16 protein-coding genes and 1 tRNA gene are annotated in these 16897 nt (G+C 50.2%); 13 read left to right on the forward strand and 4 right to left on the reverse strand.

What is annotated here, in order from left to right; genetic code table 11:
* The first annotated feature begins 53 nt into the window (after positions 1-53).
* Entirely contained in the window at positions 54-1061 is a 1008-nt protein-coding gene (locus ABDZ76_RS09775) for an alpha/beta fold hydrolase (RefSeq protein ID WP_343804876.1), read from the forward strand.
* Here ABDZ76_RS09775 and hisN read toward each other — a convergent pair.
* Positions 1049-1825 carry a histidinol-phosphatase gene (gene hisN, locus ABDZ76_RS09780; protein ID WP_343804878.1) on the reverse strand — a complete coding sequence of 259 codons (777 nt, stop codon included), beginning with the start codon at positions 1823-1825 and terminating at the stop codon, positions 1049-1051. The two genes, ABDZ76_RS09775 and hisN, sit on opposite strands and share 13 nt — an antisense overlap.
* A 76-nt stretch (positions 1826-1901) precedes the next feature.
* Positions 1902-2765 carry an N-formylglutamate amidohydrolase gene (locus ABDZ76_RS09785; protein ID WP_343805568.1) on the reverse strand — a complete coding sequence of 288 codons (864 nt, stop codon included), beginning with the start codon at positions 2763-2765 and terminating at the stop codon, positions 1902-1904.
* 332 nt (positions 2766-3097) lie between these two features.
* On the opposite strand from ABDZ76_RS09785, the gene cpdR reads away from it, so the two are divergent.
* From cpdR to paaZ, 12 genes are all read left to right on the forward strand, one after another.
* Positions 3098-3460 (forward strand): cell cycle two-component system response regulator CpdR, encoded by a 363-nt coding sequence (gene cpdR / locus ABDZ76_RS09790; RefSeq protein ID WP_343804880.1) that lies wholly within the window; start codon positions 3098-3100, stop codon positions 3458-3460.
* Between the two features lie 119 nt (positions 3461-3579).
* Positions 3580-3654 (forward strand) — tRNA-Val (locus ABDZ76_RS09795).
* A 458-nt stretch (positions 3655-4112) separates the two neighbouring features.
* Positions 4113-5615 (forward strand): C69 family dipeptidase, encoded by a 1503-nt coding sequence (locus ABDZ76_RS09800; RefSeq protein WP_343804882.1) that lies wholly within the window; start codon positions 4113-4115, stop codon positions 5613-5615.
* Positions 5616-5800: 185 nt separating this feature from the next.
* On the forward strand, positions 5801-6637 hold the full coding sequence (locus ABDZ76_RS09805) for a PaaX family transcriptional regulator C-terminal domain-containing protein (protein ID WP_343804884.1): 837 nt from the start codon (positions 5801-5803) through the stop codon (positions 6635-6637).
* Between the two features lie 137 nt (positions 6638-6774).
* Positions 6775-7980: a 3-oxoadipyl-CoA thiolase gene (gene pcaF / locus ABDZ76_RS09810; RefSeq protein ID WP_343804886.1), complete on the forward strand. Its 1206-nt coding sequence runs from the start codon at positions 6775-6777 to the stop codon at positions 7978-7980.
* Between the two features lie 19 nt (positions 7981-7999).
* On the forward strand, positions 8000-8992 hold the full coding sequence (gene paaA, locus ABDZ76_RS09815; protein ID WP_343804888.1) for a 1,2-phenylacetyl-CoA epoxidase subunit PaaA: 993 nt from the start codon (positions 8000-8002) through the stop codon (positions 8990-8992).
* Positions 8993-9046: 54 nt separating this feature from the next.
* Positions 9047-9331: a 1,2-phenylacetyl-CoA epoxidase subunit PaaB gene (gene paaB, locus ABDZ76_RS09820; protein ID WP_289386379.1), complete on the forward strand. Its 285-nt coding sequence runs from the start codon at positions 9047-9049 to the stop codon at positions 9329-9331.
* A complete protein-coding gene (gene paaC, locus ABDZ76_RS09825; RefSeq protein ID WP_343804893.1) occupies positions 9331-10173 on the forward strand; it encodes a 1,2-phenylacetyl-CoA epoxidase subunit PaaC in 843 nt (280 codons plus the stop codon). Before paaB ends, paaC begins: the two co-directional genes overlap by 1 nt.
* 4 nt (positions 10174-10177) lie before the next feature.
* The gene (gene paaD, locus ABDZ76_RS09830) at positions 10178-10699 is read left to right on the forward strand and encodes a 1,2-phenylacetyl-CoA epoxidase subunit PaaD (RefSeq protein WP_343804895.1); all 522 of its coding nucleotides are present in this window, start codon (positions 10178-10180) and stop codon (positions 10697-10699) included.
* A gap of 89 nt (positions 10700-10788) precedes the next feature.
* A complete protein-coding gene (gene paaE, locus ABDZ76_RS09835; protein ID WP_343804897.1) occupies positions 10789-11865 on the forward strand; it encodes a 1,2-phenylacetyl-CoA epoxidase subunit PaaE in 1077 nt (358 codons plus the stop codon).
* 11 nt (positions 11866-11876) lie between these two features.
* Positions 11877-12629, forward strand: a complete 753-nt coding sequence (locus ABDZ76_RS09840) for a Phenylacetic acid catabolic protein (protein ID WP_343804899.1) — start codon at positions 11877-11879, stop codon at positions 12627-12629.
* 53 nt (positions 12630-12682) lie between these two features.
* Positions 12683-14755: a phenylacetic acid degradation bifunctional protein PaaZ gene (gene paaZ, locus ABDZ76_RS09845; RefSeq protein WP_343804901.1), complete on the forward strand. Its 2073-nt coding sequence runs from the start codon at positions 12683-12685 to the stop codon at positions 14753-14755.
* Positions 14756-14819: 64 nt separating this feature from the next.
* Here the strand turns inward: paaZ and ABDZ76_RS09850 are convergent, their stop codons facing one another.
* Together ABDZ76_RS09850 and paaK are read right to left on the reverse strand one after the other, a co-directional pair.
* On the reverse strand, positions 14820-15419 hold the full coding sequence (locus ABDZ76_RS09850) for a TetR/AcrR family transcriptional regulator (RefSeq protein WP_343804903.1): 600 nt from the start codon (positions 15417-15419) through the stop codon (positions 14820-14822).
* A gap of 131 nt (positions 15420-15550) precedes the next feature.
* On the reverse strand, positions 15551-16861 hold the full coding sequence (gene paaK, locus ABDZ76_RS09855) for a phenylacetate--CoA ligase PaaK (protein ID WP_343804906.1): 1311 nt from the start codon (positions 16859-16861) through the stop codon (positions 15551-15553).
* Positions 16862-16897: the final 36 nt, after the last annotated feature.

Consider the following 16897-nt stretch of genomic DNA (forward strand, 5'->3'; position numbering starts at 1 on the left):
TTATTTTTATAAATACCAAACGAAATCAATTTCTTCACCCGAAAGGCCTTCATGTGACAACGCCCGCCCAAACAGATACACATGAAAGTCCGGAAGAAATTTTATTCGATACCCCTGACAATCTGAAACCGAAAGAATTTCAGGCCGGTTTTCTGACCACCAAAGACCATAAAAAACTGCGCTATGCGCTGGTGCCCTCCCATCCCGAGCATAAGCAAGGCACCGTCATTTTGCTGCACGGGCGCAATGAATGTATCGAAAAATATTACGAAACCATCGATGACCTGCACATGCGTGGCTTTCATGTCGCCACGATGGATTGGCGTGGTCAGGGCCATTCAGACCGCCTGATCAAAGACAAAAACCGCGGCTTCGTACACCGGTTTAAAGATTATACCGATGATTTAGAACAATTCCTCCATGAGATTGTGCTCAAAAACTGCCCTGCCCCTTATTACATTCTGGCGCATTCGGCAGGTGGCCTGATCACGCTCAGCGCGATGGCACATCTTGCGCCGCATATTGAACGCATTGTGCTTGCCGCACCACTGCTCGGCTTTCCCAATAAAAAGCTTTCCGACAAGAATTTACGGCGTGTAAGCCGGTTGATGCAATTTTCAGGTCTTGGCAAAACCTATGCCAGACGTGGTGTTCCGCCCGGCAATAAACGTGAATTTACCGGCAATGTGCTGACATGTGATGAGCAGCGCTACCAGCGAAACCAGCAAATTATTTATGACCGCCCGAGCCTCGGGCTTGCCGGTCCGACATTCACGTGGGTTTTCAATGCACTGCGTGCTGCTCATAAGCTGAACTTGCCGAAGAATTTAAATGCTCAAAAAATTCCAACGCTTTTTATTCTGGCAGGTGCCGACACAGTTGTTTCCAGTCGGGCAGCAGAAGATTATGCCCGCAAAATTCGTGGCGCAACATCCATCACTATTGATGGCGCCCGCCACGAACTGATGCAGGAAGACGATCACTACCGGCAACAATTCTGGGCTGCATTCGATGCCTTTATCCCAGAAAAGCAGCAACAAAAGGACAATCAGCCCAAATAGGTAGCAATCGCAATTTTGTGGAGTTCCGGCGTTGCAGCGGCAATAATATCGCCACCCTTTTCCGCAGGTCCGCCATCAATTTGCGTAATCACACCGCCCGCTTGCTCGATGATCGGAATAAGTGCAACAATATCATAAGGTTGCAAACCGGTTTCAATCACCACATCCGCAAAGCCTGAAGCCAGCATGGCAAAAGCATAGCAATCCACGCCATAGCGTGTCAGCCGTGCTTGGCTCTGAAGACGTTTAAAACCTTCATATTTCTCATTTTTGAACAATGACGGCGTGGTGGTGAAAACTGTCGCCTCGCTCAATGCAGTCGTGTCACGGGTTTTCAATGTGCGCAGCGGCGCCGATCCATGGCTCAGATAAGAACCTTTGCCATCGCTGAAATAAAGCTCACCCGTAAAAGGCTGCGACATCATTCCGGCTTTGGCATCACCATCAATGGTGAGCCCCACCAGCGTGCCCCAAACAGGGAGACCTGAAATGAAGGCGCGTGTGCCATCGATCGGATCAATCACCCAGACATGGCTCTGATCGGTATTATGCGCACCATATTCTTCACCCAAAATGCCATGATCAGGAAATTCTTCACCAATCACCGCACGAATGGCGCGTTCAGCCGCACGATCTGCTTCCGTCACAGGGTCAAAACCAACCGTGTATTTATTATCAATTTCGTTAAACTGACGAAACCGTGGTAAACTTTCAGCCGCAGCCGCATTGGCTAATTTTTCAAAAAACGCCTGATTAATAAGCACACCCGCTCTCCCTGTATCAAAACTCAACTTTTGATTTATACAAAGCTGCAGGCTTTGGCCACTCATGAAGTATCAGCTATTCCGCGGCCAGCTGCGAATAGCCCAGAACACTATCCGGCAGCGCAGTTAAATCACTTAAAAAACTATATAAATCACGGCGCAGCAGATCAAAACTTACCAACTTTTCCAGCGTCTTTTCATTCATATAAAGGCTGCGATTCATCTCCAGCTGCAAAGCATGAATATTTTCGGCAGGCTTGCCATAATGCTCAGTGATAAAACCGCCCGCATAAGGCTTATTATAAGCCACTTCAAACCCGTAATTTTGCAATAAATCTATTGTTGCGGCTGCAAGACCAATATGACAAGCGCGACCAAAACGATCGCCGATAATAAAATCGGCGCGTCTTGAGCCTGACTGCTCAGCACCTGCTGGCATTGAATGACAGTCAATCAGCACCGCGTAGCCGAATTTCTCACGCGTTTTATCCAGCAATTCACGCAATAGCGCATGATAAGGCTTATAAAGCTTCTCAATACGATCAAGCGCTGATTGCAGCGGGATTTTGCCCGGATAAATCAGCCGCCCCTCGCCGACATTTCGCGGCACAGTACCCAAACCACCAGCCACACGCGCCGAATGTGTATTGGCATAAGCAGGCACAGCTTCAAAAAACATCCGCTGATCAAGCTCATAAGCCTCACGATTAACATCCAGATAAGCCCGTGGAAAACGCGCGCACAATAAAGGCGCCCCTAACAACACTGCCGAGGCATAAAGCTCATCAACATAACAATCTTCAGACGATCGGATAGTCAGCGGATCAAGGGCAGATGCTTCCAGAAAACTATCGGGATAATGCGAACCGCTATGGGGCGAATTAAATACGAACGGAATACGCTGTTCGGCCGGAGCCAAAACATCAAAAGCCGGTGTCATTAAAAAATCATCATACACAGCAGCTGATCCGTTTGTTATGCGCCTTCCTTCTTTTCCGGGCGCCTTGCTCAATCAACGCCAGAAAATCAGGTATTTTCGATTTTACGAATATTTAGAGCATCCAAACAAGCTTTGCATCTTCAATTTTTTATCATAATTTCGTCAAATCTCGGCTTTATGCGCTCAGTTTTAAAGTTTTTTGCGTTGTTTTGACGAAAATTCATTCCATATTTACCTAAAAAGGTTTTGCTAGAGGGCAAAATCTATTGAGTCGCAACAGGTGCGCGCCCCCAAAGCATAAGCCTGAAGCGACAAGACACTCGGACGGAACAATGAAGAGAATCCTTCTTGCTGAAGACGACAATGATATGCGCCGCTTTCTGGTTAAAGCACTGGAAAAGGCTGGCTATCATGTAACCCACTTTGACAACGGCGCCAGCGCTTATGAGCGTTTGCGGGAAGAGCCATTCTCTCTTCTTTTGACCGATATTGTCATGCCGGAGATGGATGGTATCGAATTGGCGCGTCGTGCGACCGAAATCGATCCGGATCTGAAAGTGATGTTCATCACCGGTTTTGCGGCTGTTGCCCTTAATCCCGATTCGGATGCACCGAAGGATGCAAAGGTACTTTCGAAGCCTTTCCACCTGCGTGATCTGGTGAATGAAATCGAAAAGATGCTGCTTGCGGCTTAATTCATGAAAAAACAGCGTGTTTTTTCCACGCCTTTGAAAAGACACGCTAAAAAATTGAGAATTATTGATAAAGGGCATTGACGAGCGCATCCTGATATGGTGTATGCGCTTCATCGAATGGGCGTATAGCTCAGCGGGAGAGCACTACATTGACATTGTAGGGGTCATAGGTTCAATCCCTATTACGCCCACCATTCGATCCTATTAAGTCTCATTGACTTTCTCCCTTTAAAATTTCGCTTATTAACTGATATCCCCGACGCGGATTATTGGTAGCTCATATTCATTATCAGTTTTGGGACAATTAAACGTACATCTTGATGAGATGATTACGAATAATTAGGCGCATCAACTCTTCATTTCATTAAAAATAAACATAAAATCATAAATATCAAAGCTAATTCAAAATGTATTGCTTAGTTAAATATAAAAAATTCATATCAAATATAAGTAAGATATTATATTTAATATGAATAATTAATTTTAAATAGTTACTTCACTTGTAAAAAAACTTCCAAAGCACGGTTGAACCGATAAAAATATTTCTTCACTATAAGCAGTGGAGGTTCATTTCTTCACATTATTTATCATAAGCTATGAATAAAGATGTGAGCCCCCGAATGAAACAGACAATGCCCCGCAAGAGGAAATAATGAGAAATTCGGATTTCTGCAAAATCATCGCACTCAATCTATTGGTATCCGTATCAATGTCATCTCCGACACTGGCCAGTTATGGCTTTTATGTTGGGAAAAACCTGACCGAAGACGGTTCTGTACTGATCGGAGGCACCGGAGAAGAGGTATCCGGCCACTGGTTAACTGTTGTACCTGCGAAGAAGCATGCAGAAGGCTCTACCATTTCTGTCGGCGCGACAGAAAAAGCATATATGCCAGGCAAATTGATGGAAATTCCACAAGCGCCTGAGACATTCAAATATATCAACATGAACTACAGCGACTTTGAAGGCTTTCCGGCACCGCTGACAAATGGTGGCCTGAATGAGCACGGCGTCGCAATTCGTGACATCTGGTCTAACTCGCGTGATGAACTTGTCGAAATGACACCCGATCCGCAGACAGGCCCGCAATATAGCGATCTGGCACGCATTGCGCTTGAGCGTGCCAAAACAGCCCGTGAAGCTGTTGAAATCATTGGTGATCTCATCAATAAGCATGGCTACACCACCTATGGCGGCAATTCACACCTCATCGCTGATAAGGATGAAGGTTGGGTCATGCTGCAATTTGCCGGCGGCAAAGGCCTATGGGTTGCCGAGCGCTTAGGTCCAGACGATGTGCGCGTTTCTTACCCAGGCTATATTGGCGATATTCCAGCCGATATCAGTGACAGCAAAGACTATATGGCTTCGCCGAATTTCTATGATGTTGCCATTGAACAAGGTTGGTGGAAACGCGATGGCGACAAGCCATTTAATGTTCATGATGTTTATAGTGAACAAGATCGCCCGATGCGTACCGGCCAAAAACATTGGACAATTGACACGGTCGAAAAAGAACTGCGCGACATGGCACCGGTCACATTGAAAAAAATGATGAAAATGGTGCGCGATCCACGCGTATCGACCGAGCGCTCCGGCTATGGTGAAGTGGCACAATTGCGTGAAACAACCCGCCCAGAACTCAACCTGCTTTGGGTTGCGCCAACCGGTTCCGTCACCGCGCCATTTGTCCCTTATCATATTGGTATCAATAAGGTTATTCCGGAATACGGCATTCACAGATACTTGTTCCGCGATGCAGGATCTACCTTCCTGAATGCTGAATATCAATCACAGGAAGCGACCCAGTTTGCAGGTCGTTTGTTCAAGCGGATTATGTATCACAGCTGCGCCCATCCTGAAGCTTTCCTGCCGGAAATAACGCAGGCACTGGAAGCATTTGAAGATCGACAGATTCAAGACATCGCCACCATCCAGACGACAGCCGATATTCTGTACAAGGCCGACCAGCCGGAATTGGCATCAAAATATTTGACTGATTACAGTGTGCGTCAATCAGAACGCGCACTGGATCTGGGTAACGCGCTGCTCGCTTCTATCGAAGCACGCGTAAAACTCCTTTACGGTATTGAAACCATTGACGGCACAGCCATCAATGCAGAAGGCACCGACATGCCGTGCCGAAAAAAATAAAGTTTTGTACCATTAAATTATAAAAAAGGGCGTTTGCAGATAGGCTGCAAACGCCCTTTTTTGATAGTTTTGCTATCTCTAAACAGTTGGTTTATGAAAGCTTCAAGAAAATATCATCTTTCTCTGCGCCAGTTCACACTTCATCGCAGCTGTTTTCTATCGCTTCAATTGAAAGTAAAACATCCATGACCATCGATAACGTCATTAAAAATCTGCTGAAAGATCAGGAATTACGGGCAGCAGCTTTTATTGTCACAGTCTATGGTGACATTGTTTTACCGCGTGGCGGCGTGTTTTGGACAGGCTCTTTAATCGAAATTTGCAATCGTGCGGGTTTGAGTGAATCAGTGGTTCGAACTGCGGTTTCGCGCTTAGTCACTGCCAATCGCCTCAAAGGCGAGCGCAACGGACGCCGCAGCTATTACAGCCTTGATGTTTCTTCACGCGCTGAGTTTGAACAAGCGGCCAAGCTCCTCTACCAACCGGATCAGGAACCCAAAGGCTGGCAAATTATTTATGCGCCTGATTTAACCGATGCCGATGCCGCACGCCTTCGTATGGGGCGGATGGGATCAGCCATTTTTATCCGCCCTGATCGCGGACAGACTTTGCCGGAAAACGCACAAATCCTACGCGCACAAGACCCCGATGACATGGGCTGGCTGGCGCAGTTCTGGGATTTGAGCCAGATCCATCAGCGTTATTGTGATTTGATTGCCCGCTTTGAACCGCTTTATCAACGCGCCGATGCGCTATCGCCGGAAAACGCATTAATGGCACGGCTCATTCTCGTACATATGTATCGTGGTGTTTTGCTGCGCGATCCGCGCCTGCCGCTCAACGCATTGCCGCAAGACTGGCAAGGGCATACAGCGCGTAATTTATTCCGCAATCTCTATCTGGCACTTAGCCCGAAAGCAGAAAACTGCATCGCTGCTCTTTGCGAAGGCATTGACGGTGCTTTACCGGCCAGCACCGATGAAACCCGCTTGCGTCAGCAGGGCCTGTTAATTGCCGAATAAAAAAGCTCTGAATTTCAAAACATTACAACAATTCTAAAAATTCTCTTGCATTGTAATGTCTCATCCCCTTATACTCTGACCAAGCGGTCGATGAATGAGGAGATTCTTCCGCTCTCTGGGTAGGAAGGAAAATATCCATGCAAGATGCTTTTATCTGCGATGCAGTACGTACACCAATTGGTCGGTATGGCGGAGCGCTGGCTTCCGTGCGTGCAGATGATCTTGCTGCACTCCCCCTCAAAGCCCTTATTGAGCGTAATCCTTCGGTCAACTGGTCAGCCGTTGATGATCTGATTTATGGCTGTGCCAATCAGGCAGGCGAAGACAACCGCAATGTCGGCCGTATGGCAGCCCTCCTCGCAGGTTTGCCAATCAGTGTTCCGGGCACCACGGTTAACCGTCTTTGTGGTTCCGGTATGGATGCCATCGGCATGGCAGCCCGTGCTATCCGCGCAGGTGATTGCGATTTCGTGATTGCCGGTGGCGTTGAAAGCATGACCCGTGCACCATTTGTTATGCCTAAAGCAGAGAGCGCATTTTCCCGCAGCAATGCGGTTTATGACACCACCATTGGCTGGCGTTTTGTCAATCCTGCGATGAAAGCAAAATTCGGCGTTGATACAATGCCGGAAACCGCCGATAATGTGGCTGGTGACTTTAATATTTCGCGTGAAGATCAGGATGCTTTTGCTGCGCGCAGTCAGGCACGCTGGGCGCGAGCGCAAGCCGCCGGCCTCTTCAATGATGAAATCGCACCGGTGACCATTACACCACGTCGCGGCGATCCGATTATTGTTGCTGAAGATGAGCATCCGCGCCCTGGCACAACTGTTGAAGCGCTTGCTAAACTGAAAGCCATCAACGGCCCTGATCTGACAGTTACAGCCGGTAATGCATCCGGCGTTAATGACGGTGCAGCAGCCTTAACAATCCTCTCAAGCGAGGCTGCGAAAGCGCAGGGTCTTACCCCTAAAGCGCGCATCGTCTCCATGGTTGCAGCCGGTGTTGAACCGCGCATCATGGGTATCGGCCCTTCACCTGCAGCCAAAAAAGTTTTGGCGCGTGCGGGCCTCACCATTGATCAGATGGATGTGATCGAGCTCAATGAAGCTTTTGCCAGTCAGGCATTGGCAACATTGCGTGATCTCGGTCTGCCGGATGATGCAGAACACGTTAATCCGAACGGCGGCGCGATTGCGATCGGCCATCCGCTCGGCATGTCGGGTGCACGTCTGGTTGCAACCGCCATGTATCAGTTACACCGCACCGGCGGACGCTATGCATTGTGCACAATGTGCATCGGCGTCGGTCAGGGCATTGCAATCATCATCGAACGCGTGTGAGCAGGAAGGACATCTTAATATGTATGCACAGCTCGTAACGTCTGAGGGCGCCAAAGACCGCACTGATATGAGCCCGGAGGAAATTGCGTTTCAGGAACGCATTGACCGTGGTGAAAAGATTGAACCAAAAGAGTGGATGCCGGAAGGCTACCGCAAAACCCTGATCCGCCAGATCGGCCAGCACGCCCACAGTGAAATTGTCGGTCAGCTGCCGGAAGGCAACTGGATCACCCGCGCACCGACGCTGGAACGCAAAGCCATTTTGCTGGCTAAAGTGCAGGACGAAGCCGGTCACGGTCTTTATCTCTATTCAGCCGCTGAAACCCTCGGTGTTTCGCGTGATGAATTGCTGGAACGTCTGCATGCAGGCAAGATGAAATATTCCTCCATTTTCAACTATCCAACCCTCAACTGGGCCGATATGGGCGCGGTCGGCTGGCTGGTTGACGGTGCAGCGATTATGAATCAGGTGCCGTTGCAGCGCACATCTTACGGCCCTTATAGCCGTGCGATGATCCGTATTTGTAAGGAAGAATCCTTCCATCAGCGTCAGGGCTATGCCGTGATGATGAAGATGGCTTCCGGTACACCTGAACAAAAGCGCATGGCGCAGGATGCTTTGAACCGTCTTTGGTATCCGTCGCTGATGATGTTTGGTCCGTCGGATAAAGATTCCGTCCACTCCGTTCAGTCGATGGCGTGGAAGATCAAGATGAATACCAATGACGAACTGCGTCAGAAATTCGTCGATCAGACTGTGCCGCAGGCCGAATATCTGGGTCTGACCGTTCCGGATCCTGACCTGAAATGGAACGAGGAAAAAGGCGGTTACGACTTTACCGAGCCAAATTGGGAAGAGTTTTTCAACGTCATTAACGGCAATGGCCCGTGCAATGCCGATCGTCTCGGTGCGCGCGTCAAAGCTTGGGATGATGGTGCATGGTTCCGTGAAGCGCTGGTTGCGCATGCGGAAAAAGTTGATGCACGCGCTGCACGTGTAGCCGCTGAATAAGCGGCTTACGGGCAAGCAAAAAATTTAAGTGCCACAAAGTCAAGGAACACACCTATGTCAAAAGAATGGCCACTCTGGGAGATCTTTATCCGCGGTCAGCACGGCCTCAACCATCGTCATGTCGGCAGCCTTCATGCGCCCGATGCTGCAATGGCCATCAACAATGCCCGCGATGTTTACACCCGCCGCAATGAAGGCGTATCAATCTGGGCTGTGCGCTCTGATGATATCGTTGCTTCAAGCCCGTCGGAAAAAGGCCCGCTTTTCGAGCCTTCCAACAGCAAAGTTTACCGTCATCCGACATTCTTCGATATTCCTGAAGAAGTGGGGAGCATGTAATGAGCGCAGCACACGGCAAAACAGCGCCGGTACGTGACCGCGCAAGGCAGGAAGAGATTGTGCGCAATGTGCGCCCTCTTGCCGAACCAAAAGGCGATGCTCTCGTTGAAGCTTTGCTGCGCATCGGCGATAACACACTGATCCTCGGTCATCGTGTTTCGGAATGGTGCGGCCATTCTCCGGCTTTGGAAGAAGATATCGCGCTGGCAAACGTCGCGCTTGATCTGATCGGCCAGACCCAGCTTTGGCTGGAATTGGCCGGTGAAATTGAAGGCAAAGGCCGCACGGCAGATGACATCGCATTTTTGCGCGATGGCTGGGATTTCAAAAACCTGCTGATCGTCGAGCGTCCGAACGGCGATTTCGGCCACACATTGATGCGCCAGTTCCTGTTTGATGTCTATCATCTGGAACTGTTGAAAGAGCTGAAAAAATCCTCTGATCAGCGCATTGCCGATATTGCGGAAAAATCAGCCAAGGAAGTTGCTTACCATCTGGAGCGCTCTTCCGATCTGGTTATTCGTTTGGGCGACGGAACAGCAACAAGCCACAAGATCATGCAGGATGCACTGGATGCATTGTGGTCTTACACCGGCGAAATGTTCCTTTCCGACGAAATCGACGAACAGGTTGCCGAACAGGGTCTCATGCCAAATCCGGCAGATCTGCGCGGGCCTTGGGAAGCCGTTATCCGTTCTGTGCTGAATGAAGCAACATTGCGTATTCCGGATGGAACTTTTGCCCATAAAGGTGGTCGTCAGGGCGTGCATACCGAGCATTTGGGACATTTGCTGACCCATATGCAATGGTTGCAGCGCGCTTATCCTGGCGCCAGCTGGTAAGCCCATGCAGAACACTGCCCGTCCCTCCGTTGATGAAGTCTGGGGCTGGCTCGCCGAGGTTCCGGATCCCGAAATCCCGGTTATCAGCCTGACAGACCTCGGCATCATCCGTGATGTCGAATGGCAGGATAATGAACTGGTCGTCACCGTCACGCCGACTTATAGCGGCTGTCCGGCGACCGGCATCATCAATCTTGATATTGAAACGGCATTACGTGCCAAAGGCATTGAACAGTTGCGGCTGGAACGCCGCCTGTCACCGGCATGGACAACAGACTGGCTGACCGATGAGGCACGCGAAAAACTGCGTGCCTACGGCATCACGCCACCGGTTGAGGGCACTGCCGCAGACGGCGTTTTGCTTGACCGTGCCCGCAGCCTTTCCGGTGCCAATATGACGATCAGCTGTCCGCGCTGCTCGTCGATCAATACCGAGAAGATCAGCCAGTTCGGCTCCACACCATGTAAGGCCAGCTATCGCTGCAAGGATTGTCTGGAACCTTTCGACTATTTCAAATGCATCTGAGGATGCAATCCAGTTCGAATGCATCTTCAGATGCAGCCCAGTTTTAAGTGCATCCGCAAGATGCAGGTCGGTTTTAGGAAAGATACCTAATGGCACGCTTTCACACCCTTAAGGTCACTGATATTCAACGCGATACGCGTGATGCTGTCGTCCTGACACTCGCACCGCGTGATGAAGATCGTGAACATTTCAACTTTACCCAAGGTCAGTATCTGACCTTCCGCCGCGCTTTTGACGGTGAAGAACTGCGCCGCAGCTATTCCATCTGCGCCGGTCTTGATGACGGTGTTTTACAGGTCGGCATCAAGCGCGTGGATGGCGGTGCATTCAGCACATGGGCGAATGAAAATCTCAAAACCGGCGACGAAATTGAAGCCATGCCGCCAATGGGACGTTTCTTCGCGCCGCTTGAGCCTAACCAGTCCAAGCAATATTTAGGCTTTGCTGCCGGTTCCGGCATCACGCCTTTGCTTTCGATCATCAAAACCACCCTGGCGCGCGAACCACAATCCCGCTTCACATTGGTTTATGCCAATCGCCAGATCAGCTCAATCATGTTCCGCGAAGTGCTGGAAGACCTGAAAAACACCTATCTCGGCCGTTTTTCCGTCATCCATATTCTGCGTCAGGAAGGGCAGGAAATCGACCTGTTCACCGGTCGTATTGATGAAGCGAAAATGAAAGATCTCTTCCGCGCATGGATTGATCCGAACAGCATCGACACTGTCTTTATCTGTGGCCCAGAGCCAATGATGTTAAGCGTTGCGGCAAGCCTGCGCGATCATGGCCTCAAAGACGAGCAGATCAAATTCGAACTGTTTGCCTCCAGCCAGCAGGGGCGCGCCAAACAGCGTACCGTTTCCAAACAAGCGGTTACAAGCAGTGCCGGTGTGCAGGCAACCCTCACCCTTGACGGCACCACGCGCAATTTTGAAATGCAGCGTAATGGCGACACTATTCTGGATGCGGCGCTCGCCAATAATCTCGATGCGCCTTACTCCTGTAAAGCCGGTGTCTGTTCCACCTGCCGCTGTAAAGTGCTCGAAGGTGAAGTAGAGATGGCCGTCAACCATGCGCTCGAAGATTACGAAGTGCGTGCAGGCTATGTGCTTTCTTGTCAGGCTTCCGTGCTAAGCGACCGCGTTGTCGTCTCTTACGACGAATAAAGGAACATGCCATGACTGATCTGATGAATATTGAAGACTATCTGGCAAAAGGCGGTGTTTTAACCGCACCAAACAATGTGCCAGCGCGTTATCGCGGCGAGCTGATGCGTATCATGTCGAGCTTCATCGACAGCGAATTGGCAGCTTCTGCCGGTTTTGCCTCCTCCATCAACTTTGCCCCTGCCATTAAAGAACGCATCGCAGCCAGCCGCATCACGCTTGAAAAAGCCGATCACGCTGAACGTGTGCTAAACATTATGGGCGATTTCGGCACAGACAAACGCCGCTACCAATCCCAATATGACTGGGCAGCGCGTGTCGAACGCGACAGCGATTTAGGTCAGGTGCGCAAAGAAGGCGATATGCGCGTTTCGGTTTTTCATTACCCGATCATCAACTGGACTGATGCGGTGGTAATGAATGTGCTGCAAGGCTTATCAACCAGTGTTTTAATGACCGAGCTTACCCGCATTTCTTATGCTCCGCTGGCTGAAGTTTTCCGCGAAATTGCCCCGCGTGAAACCCGCCATATGCAGCTTGGTCTTGAAGGTTTGACCGAAATTGTCGCTACGGAAGAAGGTCGCGCTGAGGCTAAAACTTCAGTTGCTTACTGGCTTCCTCGCGTTGAAGCCGGTTTTGGTGCACCAAACTCCAGCCGCTTTGAAATTTTAGCCCGTTTTGGCCTGCGCCACAGCTCCAATAAAGAATTGCTGGCGCAGTGGAACGCTGAATGCAGCAAGACGCTGGCAGCGCTCGGTCTTTGATAAGGGCGCTTTCACAGCGCCCTGCCCCCATGAAGAATTTGGAAGGAAATGGAATGAGCAATACGGCTGTTCAGCCTCGCCGCCTTGAAAGTTATGTCTATGGCAGCTGGGTCGCAGGCACCAAAGAAGGTCAGACACTTCTCGATGCCGCAACAGGCGCACCGGTTGCACAGATCGATTCAACCGGCATTAATTTTGCTGATGTTTTGGATTATGGCCGCAAAGTTGCAGCACCAAAACTGCAAGCAATGACCTTCCACGAACGCGCTCAGCTGCTCAAAGAACTTGGCCAGCTGCTGATGACGCAAAAGGAAGAGTTCTACACCGAAAGCCTGCATACCGGTGCCACCCGACCGGACGCCTGGGTCGATATTGAAGGCGGTATCGGCACGATGCTGACCTTCTCATCAAAGGGTCGCCGTGAACTGCCAAACACCCGCGTGCTTACCGAAGGCGATATTGAGCCGCTTTCACGCGATGGCAGCTTTTTAGGCCAGCATATTCTCACCCCGCTTCAAGGCGTGGCCGTCCACATCAATGCTTACAACTTCCCGATCTGGGGCATGTTGGAAAAAATCGCACCAACGCTCATTGCCGGTGTGCCTTGCATTGTTAAACCAGCCAGCCAGACCGCCTATCTGACCGAGCTGATGATACGCCGCATTATCGAAAGCGGTATTCTGCCGGAAGGTGCTTTGCAGCTGATCTGTGGTTCGGTCGGCAATATGCTTGACCATGTGACCGAGCAGGATGCGGTAACGTTCACAGGTTCGGCAAAAGTTGGCCGTATGCTGAAAAACCATCCGGCAATTGTTGCAAATTCCACCCGTTTCACCATGGAAGCCGACAGCCTGAACGCCTCGATTTTGGGAGAAGATGCAGTTCCCGGCACACCGGAATTTGATCTTTTCGTCAAGGAAGTCGCGCGCGAAATGACCTCGAAGGCAGGGCAGAAATGCACCGCCATTCGCCGCGTTATCGCACCGCGTGCGCAAATTGATGCATTGATTGATGCGCTGCGTGACCGTCTGAGCAAAACCGCCGTTGGCTTGCCAGGCGCAGAAACCACCCGCATGGGCGCGCTTGCAAGCCTTGATCAGCGTGTGGAGGTGCGTGAACGCATTATTGAGCTGCAAAAAGGTGCCAGCATCGTTGCGGGCAATCCGGATCAGGTCAATGTTACTTCAGGTGATCCAGAAAAAGGCGCCTTCCTCAATCCGGTTCTGCTTTATGCTGACAAGCCGTTTGAAGCAGAAGCCATCCACGATGTGGAAGCCTTTGGCCCTGTTTCAACTGTTATGGCTTATGATGATCTTGATGAAGCCATCGCGCTTGCACGCAAAGGCAAAGGCTCGCTCGTTTCATCCGTTTTCACCAATGATCCCAAGACTGCCGAGAAAGCCGTTCTCGGTGTCGCTGCGTGGCATGGCCGTGTGATGATTGGCAATCGTGATACTGCCAAATCATCCACCGGCCATGGTTCACCGCTTGCCGGTCTTATTCATGGCGGCCCGGGTCGTGCAGGCGGCGGCGAAGAAATGGGCGGCATTCGTGGCGTCAAACATTTCATGCAACGCACCGCTATTCAGGGCTCTCCGACCCTGCTTTCAGCTGTCACCGGACGCTGGATTGAAGGCGCGCCAAGCTATCAGGGCGAACATCCGTTCCGTAAATCATTGGCAGAGCTTAAAATCGGCGATCAACTGGTTACTGAAAAGCGCACCATCACTTTGGAAGATGTCGAGCATTTTGCTCATTTCACCGGTGATACTTTCTATGCGCATATGGATAGTGAAGCCGCCAAAGCCAATCCGTTCTTTGATGAGCGCGTAGCACACGGCTATCTGATTGCAAGCTTTGCGGCCGGGCTTTTCGTCCATCCTGATGCAGGGCCGGTTCTTGCCAATTACGGCGTGGATAATCTGCGTTTCCTCGTGCCGGTTTATTTCGGTGATACTTTGCAGGTGCGCCTCACCTGTAAGCAAATCAATCCACGCATGAACAGCCAGCACGGCGAAGTGCGCTGGGATTGCCGCGTCACCAACCAGCGTGATGACGTTGTTGCGCAATATGATGTTCTCACCATGGTTGCCAAAACCTGGCCGCTGGCCGCAACACCTGCATAACAACAAAAAAGCGGAGCGCCTCCCACAAGCGCTCCGCTTTTATCATTCAGCCAGATAAAAAAAATTAACGGACGGATTTGATGCCTTCCAAAATCAGCGTTGTCGCCACATCGGCATAATCTTCACGCGTGATCTTGCCGCCGTCTTTGAACCACATATAAACCCAGTTGATCATACCAAAAAGTGACATGGTAACGGGGGTAAGCAGCGGGCGCTCTGCATTGTCCAGATCAGGGTTAATCTCGCGCAAAACTCTCGAAAACCGCTTAACAATACCGCGCTCGATCGTATAAATCTGCTGGCGTTTATCATCCGGCAAAGCCCATGCTGCATTCAGCTGCACTTTATGGGCGTTATCCGCTCCCTTATAGCATTCAAGCACAGTGCCAACCAATTGGCGCAGACGTTTTTGCGGTGGCAAACTCTCATCATCGGCCTCTTCAATCGCTGCAACAAGGTCTTCCAGATGGGTGGAGATGATGGCAAAAATCAATTCTTCTTTGCTTGGATAATAATGATAAAGCAAAGACTTGGATACACTGGCATGTTTTGCAATCAGAGACATGGATGCTTTTTCCATCCCCACTTCTGCAAAAACCTCCGCGGCGCTCATCAGTAAACCACGTTGTTTTTCTTCAAAATCTGTGGCTCTGGTACGAGACATATTGCCCCCCTTATTCTTATAGTATCGTGCTTCATCAGCAAAAGATAAGGGGGCTAAAACTGCCCCCTGATGTGATTATTAACTTTTCATATCAAATTAGCCAAGTTGACTTGGCCAAATTATCGGGGTCATTATTCAACAGGGCGGTCGTCCACAACGCGCTTTGCTTTGCCTTCAGAGCGCACCATTGAATTCGGATCTTTAACGACCACTTGTGCCGAAACACCAACAACGCTTTTAATATGATGTGACAATTCACGAGCTGATTTAGCACGTGCATTCTCATCTGTCATATCGGTTGTGCATTCCACATGAACAGTCATGCAATCCATACGACCTGTACGGGTCAGCTGGATTTGGAAATGCGGTGCAAGACCAGAGCATTTAAGAACCTGTTCTTCGATCTGGGTCGGGAACACGTTCACCCCGCGCAGGATGATCATATCATCGCTACGGCCGGTGATTTTTTCAATGCGGCGCATCGAACGGGCAGTGCCTGGCAAGATGCGGGTCAAATCGCGGGTGCGATAACGAACCATCGGCAGCGCTTCTTTGGTAAGTGTCGTGAACACCAATTCACCGACCTGACCATCAGGCAGCACTTCACCGGTCACCGGATCGATAATTTCCGGATAGAAATGATCTTCCCAAACATGCAAACCATCTTTGGTTTCCACACATTCCATCGCAACACCCGGTCCCATCACTTCGGAAAGGCCATAAATGTCGACCGCATGCATGTTGAATGCATCTTCGATTTCTTCACGCATGGAATTTGTCCATGGTTCTGCACCGAAAATACCGATTTCCAACGAGCTCTTACGCGGATCAAGACCCTGACGACGGAATTCATCGAGAATGGAGAGCATGTAGCTCGGTGTCACCATGATGATGCGCGGGCGGAAGTCATTGATCAGGGTTACCTGACGCTCGGTCTGACCGCCGGACATCGGAATAACCGTACAGCCTAAACGCTCCGCACCGTAATGCGCGCCGATACCACCGGTAAACAAGCCATAACCATAAGCATTATGCAGCATATCGCCGGAACGACCGCCACCGGCACGGATGGAACGGGCAATCAAGTTCGCCCAGTTATCAATGTCGGACTGCGAATAACCGACAACTGTCGGTTTGCCGGTTGTGCCGGATGAACCGTGAATACGCACAACCTTGTTTTGTGGCACAGCAAACATGCCGAACGGATAAGTGTCGCGCAGATCCTGCTTATAGGTAAACGGAAATTTGGAAATGTCGGAGAGTGTTTTCAACTCTTCGGGATGCACATCAGCTTCGATAAAACGCTTGCGGTAGAACGGGGAATTTTCATAGCAATGCTTCAATGAACGCTTCATGCGATGGAACTGCAACGCTTCGATTTCATCGCGTGATGCAGTTTCAATAGGGTCAAGGATCTTGGGATCCGGTGCCATCGCTGTCATAATAACCTCCCTAGGGTAATAACTTGATGCGGTATC

It is taken from the genome of Paenochrobactrum glaciei (genome assembly GCF_039522165.1).
Taxonomy (GTDB): domain Bacteria; phylum Pseudomonadota; class Alphaproteobacteria; order Rhizobiales; family Rhizobiaceae; genus Paenochrobactrum; species Paenochrobactrum glaciei.

Excerpts from the sequence above, each read along its gene's own strand:
- paaE (WP_343804897.1), top strand. The coding sequence starts at position 10,789 with ATGGCACGCTTTCACACCCTTAAGGTCACTGATATTCAACGCGATACG.
- paaC (WP_343804893.1), top strand. The coding sequence starts at position 9,331 with ATGAGCGCAGCACACGGCAAAACAGCGCCGGTACGTGACCGCGCAAGG.
- paaD (WP_343804895.1), top strand. The coding sequence starts at position 10,178 with ATGCAGAACACTGCCCGTCCCTCCGTTGATGAAGTCTGGGGCTGGCTC.
- paaZ (WP_343804901.1), top strand. The coding sequence starts at position 12,683 with ATGAGCAATACGGCTGTTCAGCCTCGCCGCCTTGAAAGTTATGTCTAT.
- ABDZ76_RS09800 (WP_343804882.1), top strand. The coding sequence starts at position 4,113 with ATGAGAAATTCGGATTTCTGCAAAATCATCGCACTCAATCTATTGGTA.
- paaA (WP_343804888.1), top strand. The coding sequence starts at position 8,000 with ATGTATGCACAGCTCGTAACGTCTGAGGGCGCCAAAGACCGCACTGAT.
- ABDZ76_RS09850 (WP_343804903.1), bottom strand. The coding sequence starts at position 15,419 with ATGTCTCGTACCAGAGCCACAGATTTTGAAGAAAAACAACGTGGTTTA.
- ABDZ76_RS09805 (WP_343804884.1), top strand. The coding sequence starts at position 5,801 with ATGACCATCGATAACGTCATTAAAAATCTGCTGAAAGATCAGGAATTA.
- paaB (WP_289386379.1), top strand. The coding sequence starts at position 9,047 with ATGTCAAAAGAATGGCCACTCTGGGAGATCTTTATCCGCGGTCAGCAC.
- ABDZ76_RS09785 (WP_343805568.1), bottom strand. The coding sequence starts at position 2,765 with ATGACACCGGCTTTTGATGTTTTGGCTCCGGCCGAACAGCGTATTCCG.
- pcaF (WP_343804886.1), top strand. The coding sequence starts at position 6,775 with ATGCAAGATGCTTTTATCTGCGATGCAGTACGTACACCAATTGGTCGG.
- ABDZ76_RS09840 (WP_343804899.1), top strand. The coding sequence starts at position 11,877 with ATGACTGATCTGATGAATATTGAAGACTATCTGGCAAAAGGCGGTGTT.
- cpdR (WP_343804880.1), top strand. The coding sequence starts at position 3,098 with ATGAAGAGAATCCTTCTTGCTGAAGACGACAATGATATGCGCCGCTTT.
- paaK (WP_343804906.1), bottom strand. The coding sequence starts at position 16,861 with ATGACAGCGATGGCACCGGATCCCAAGATCCTTGACCCTATTGAAACT.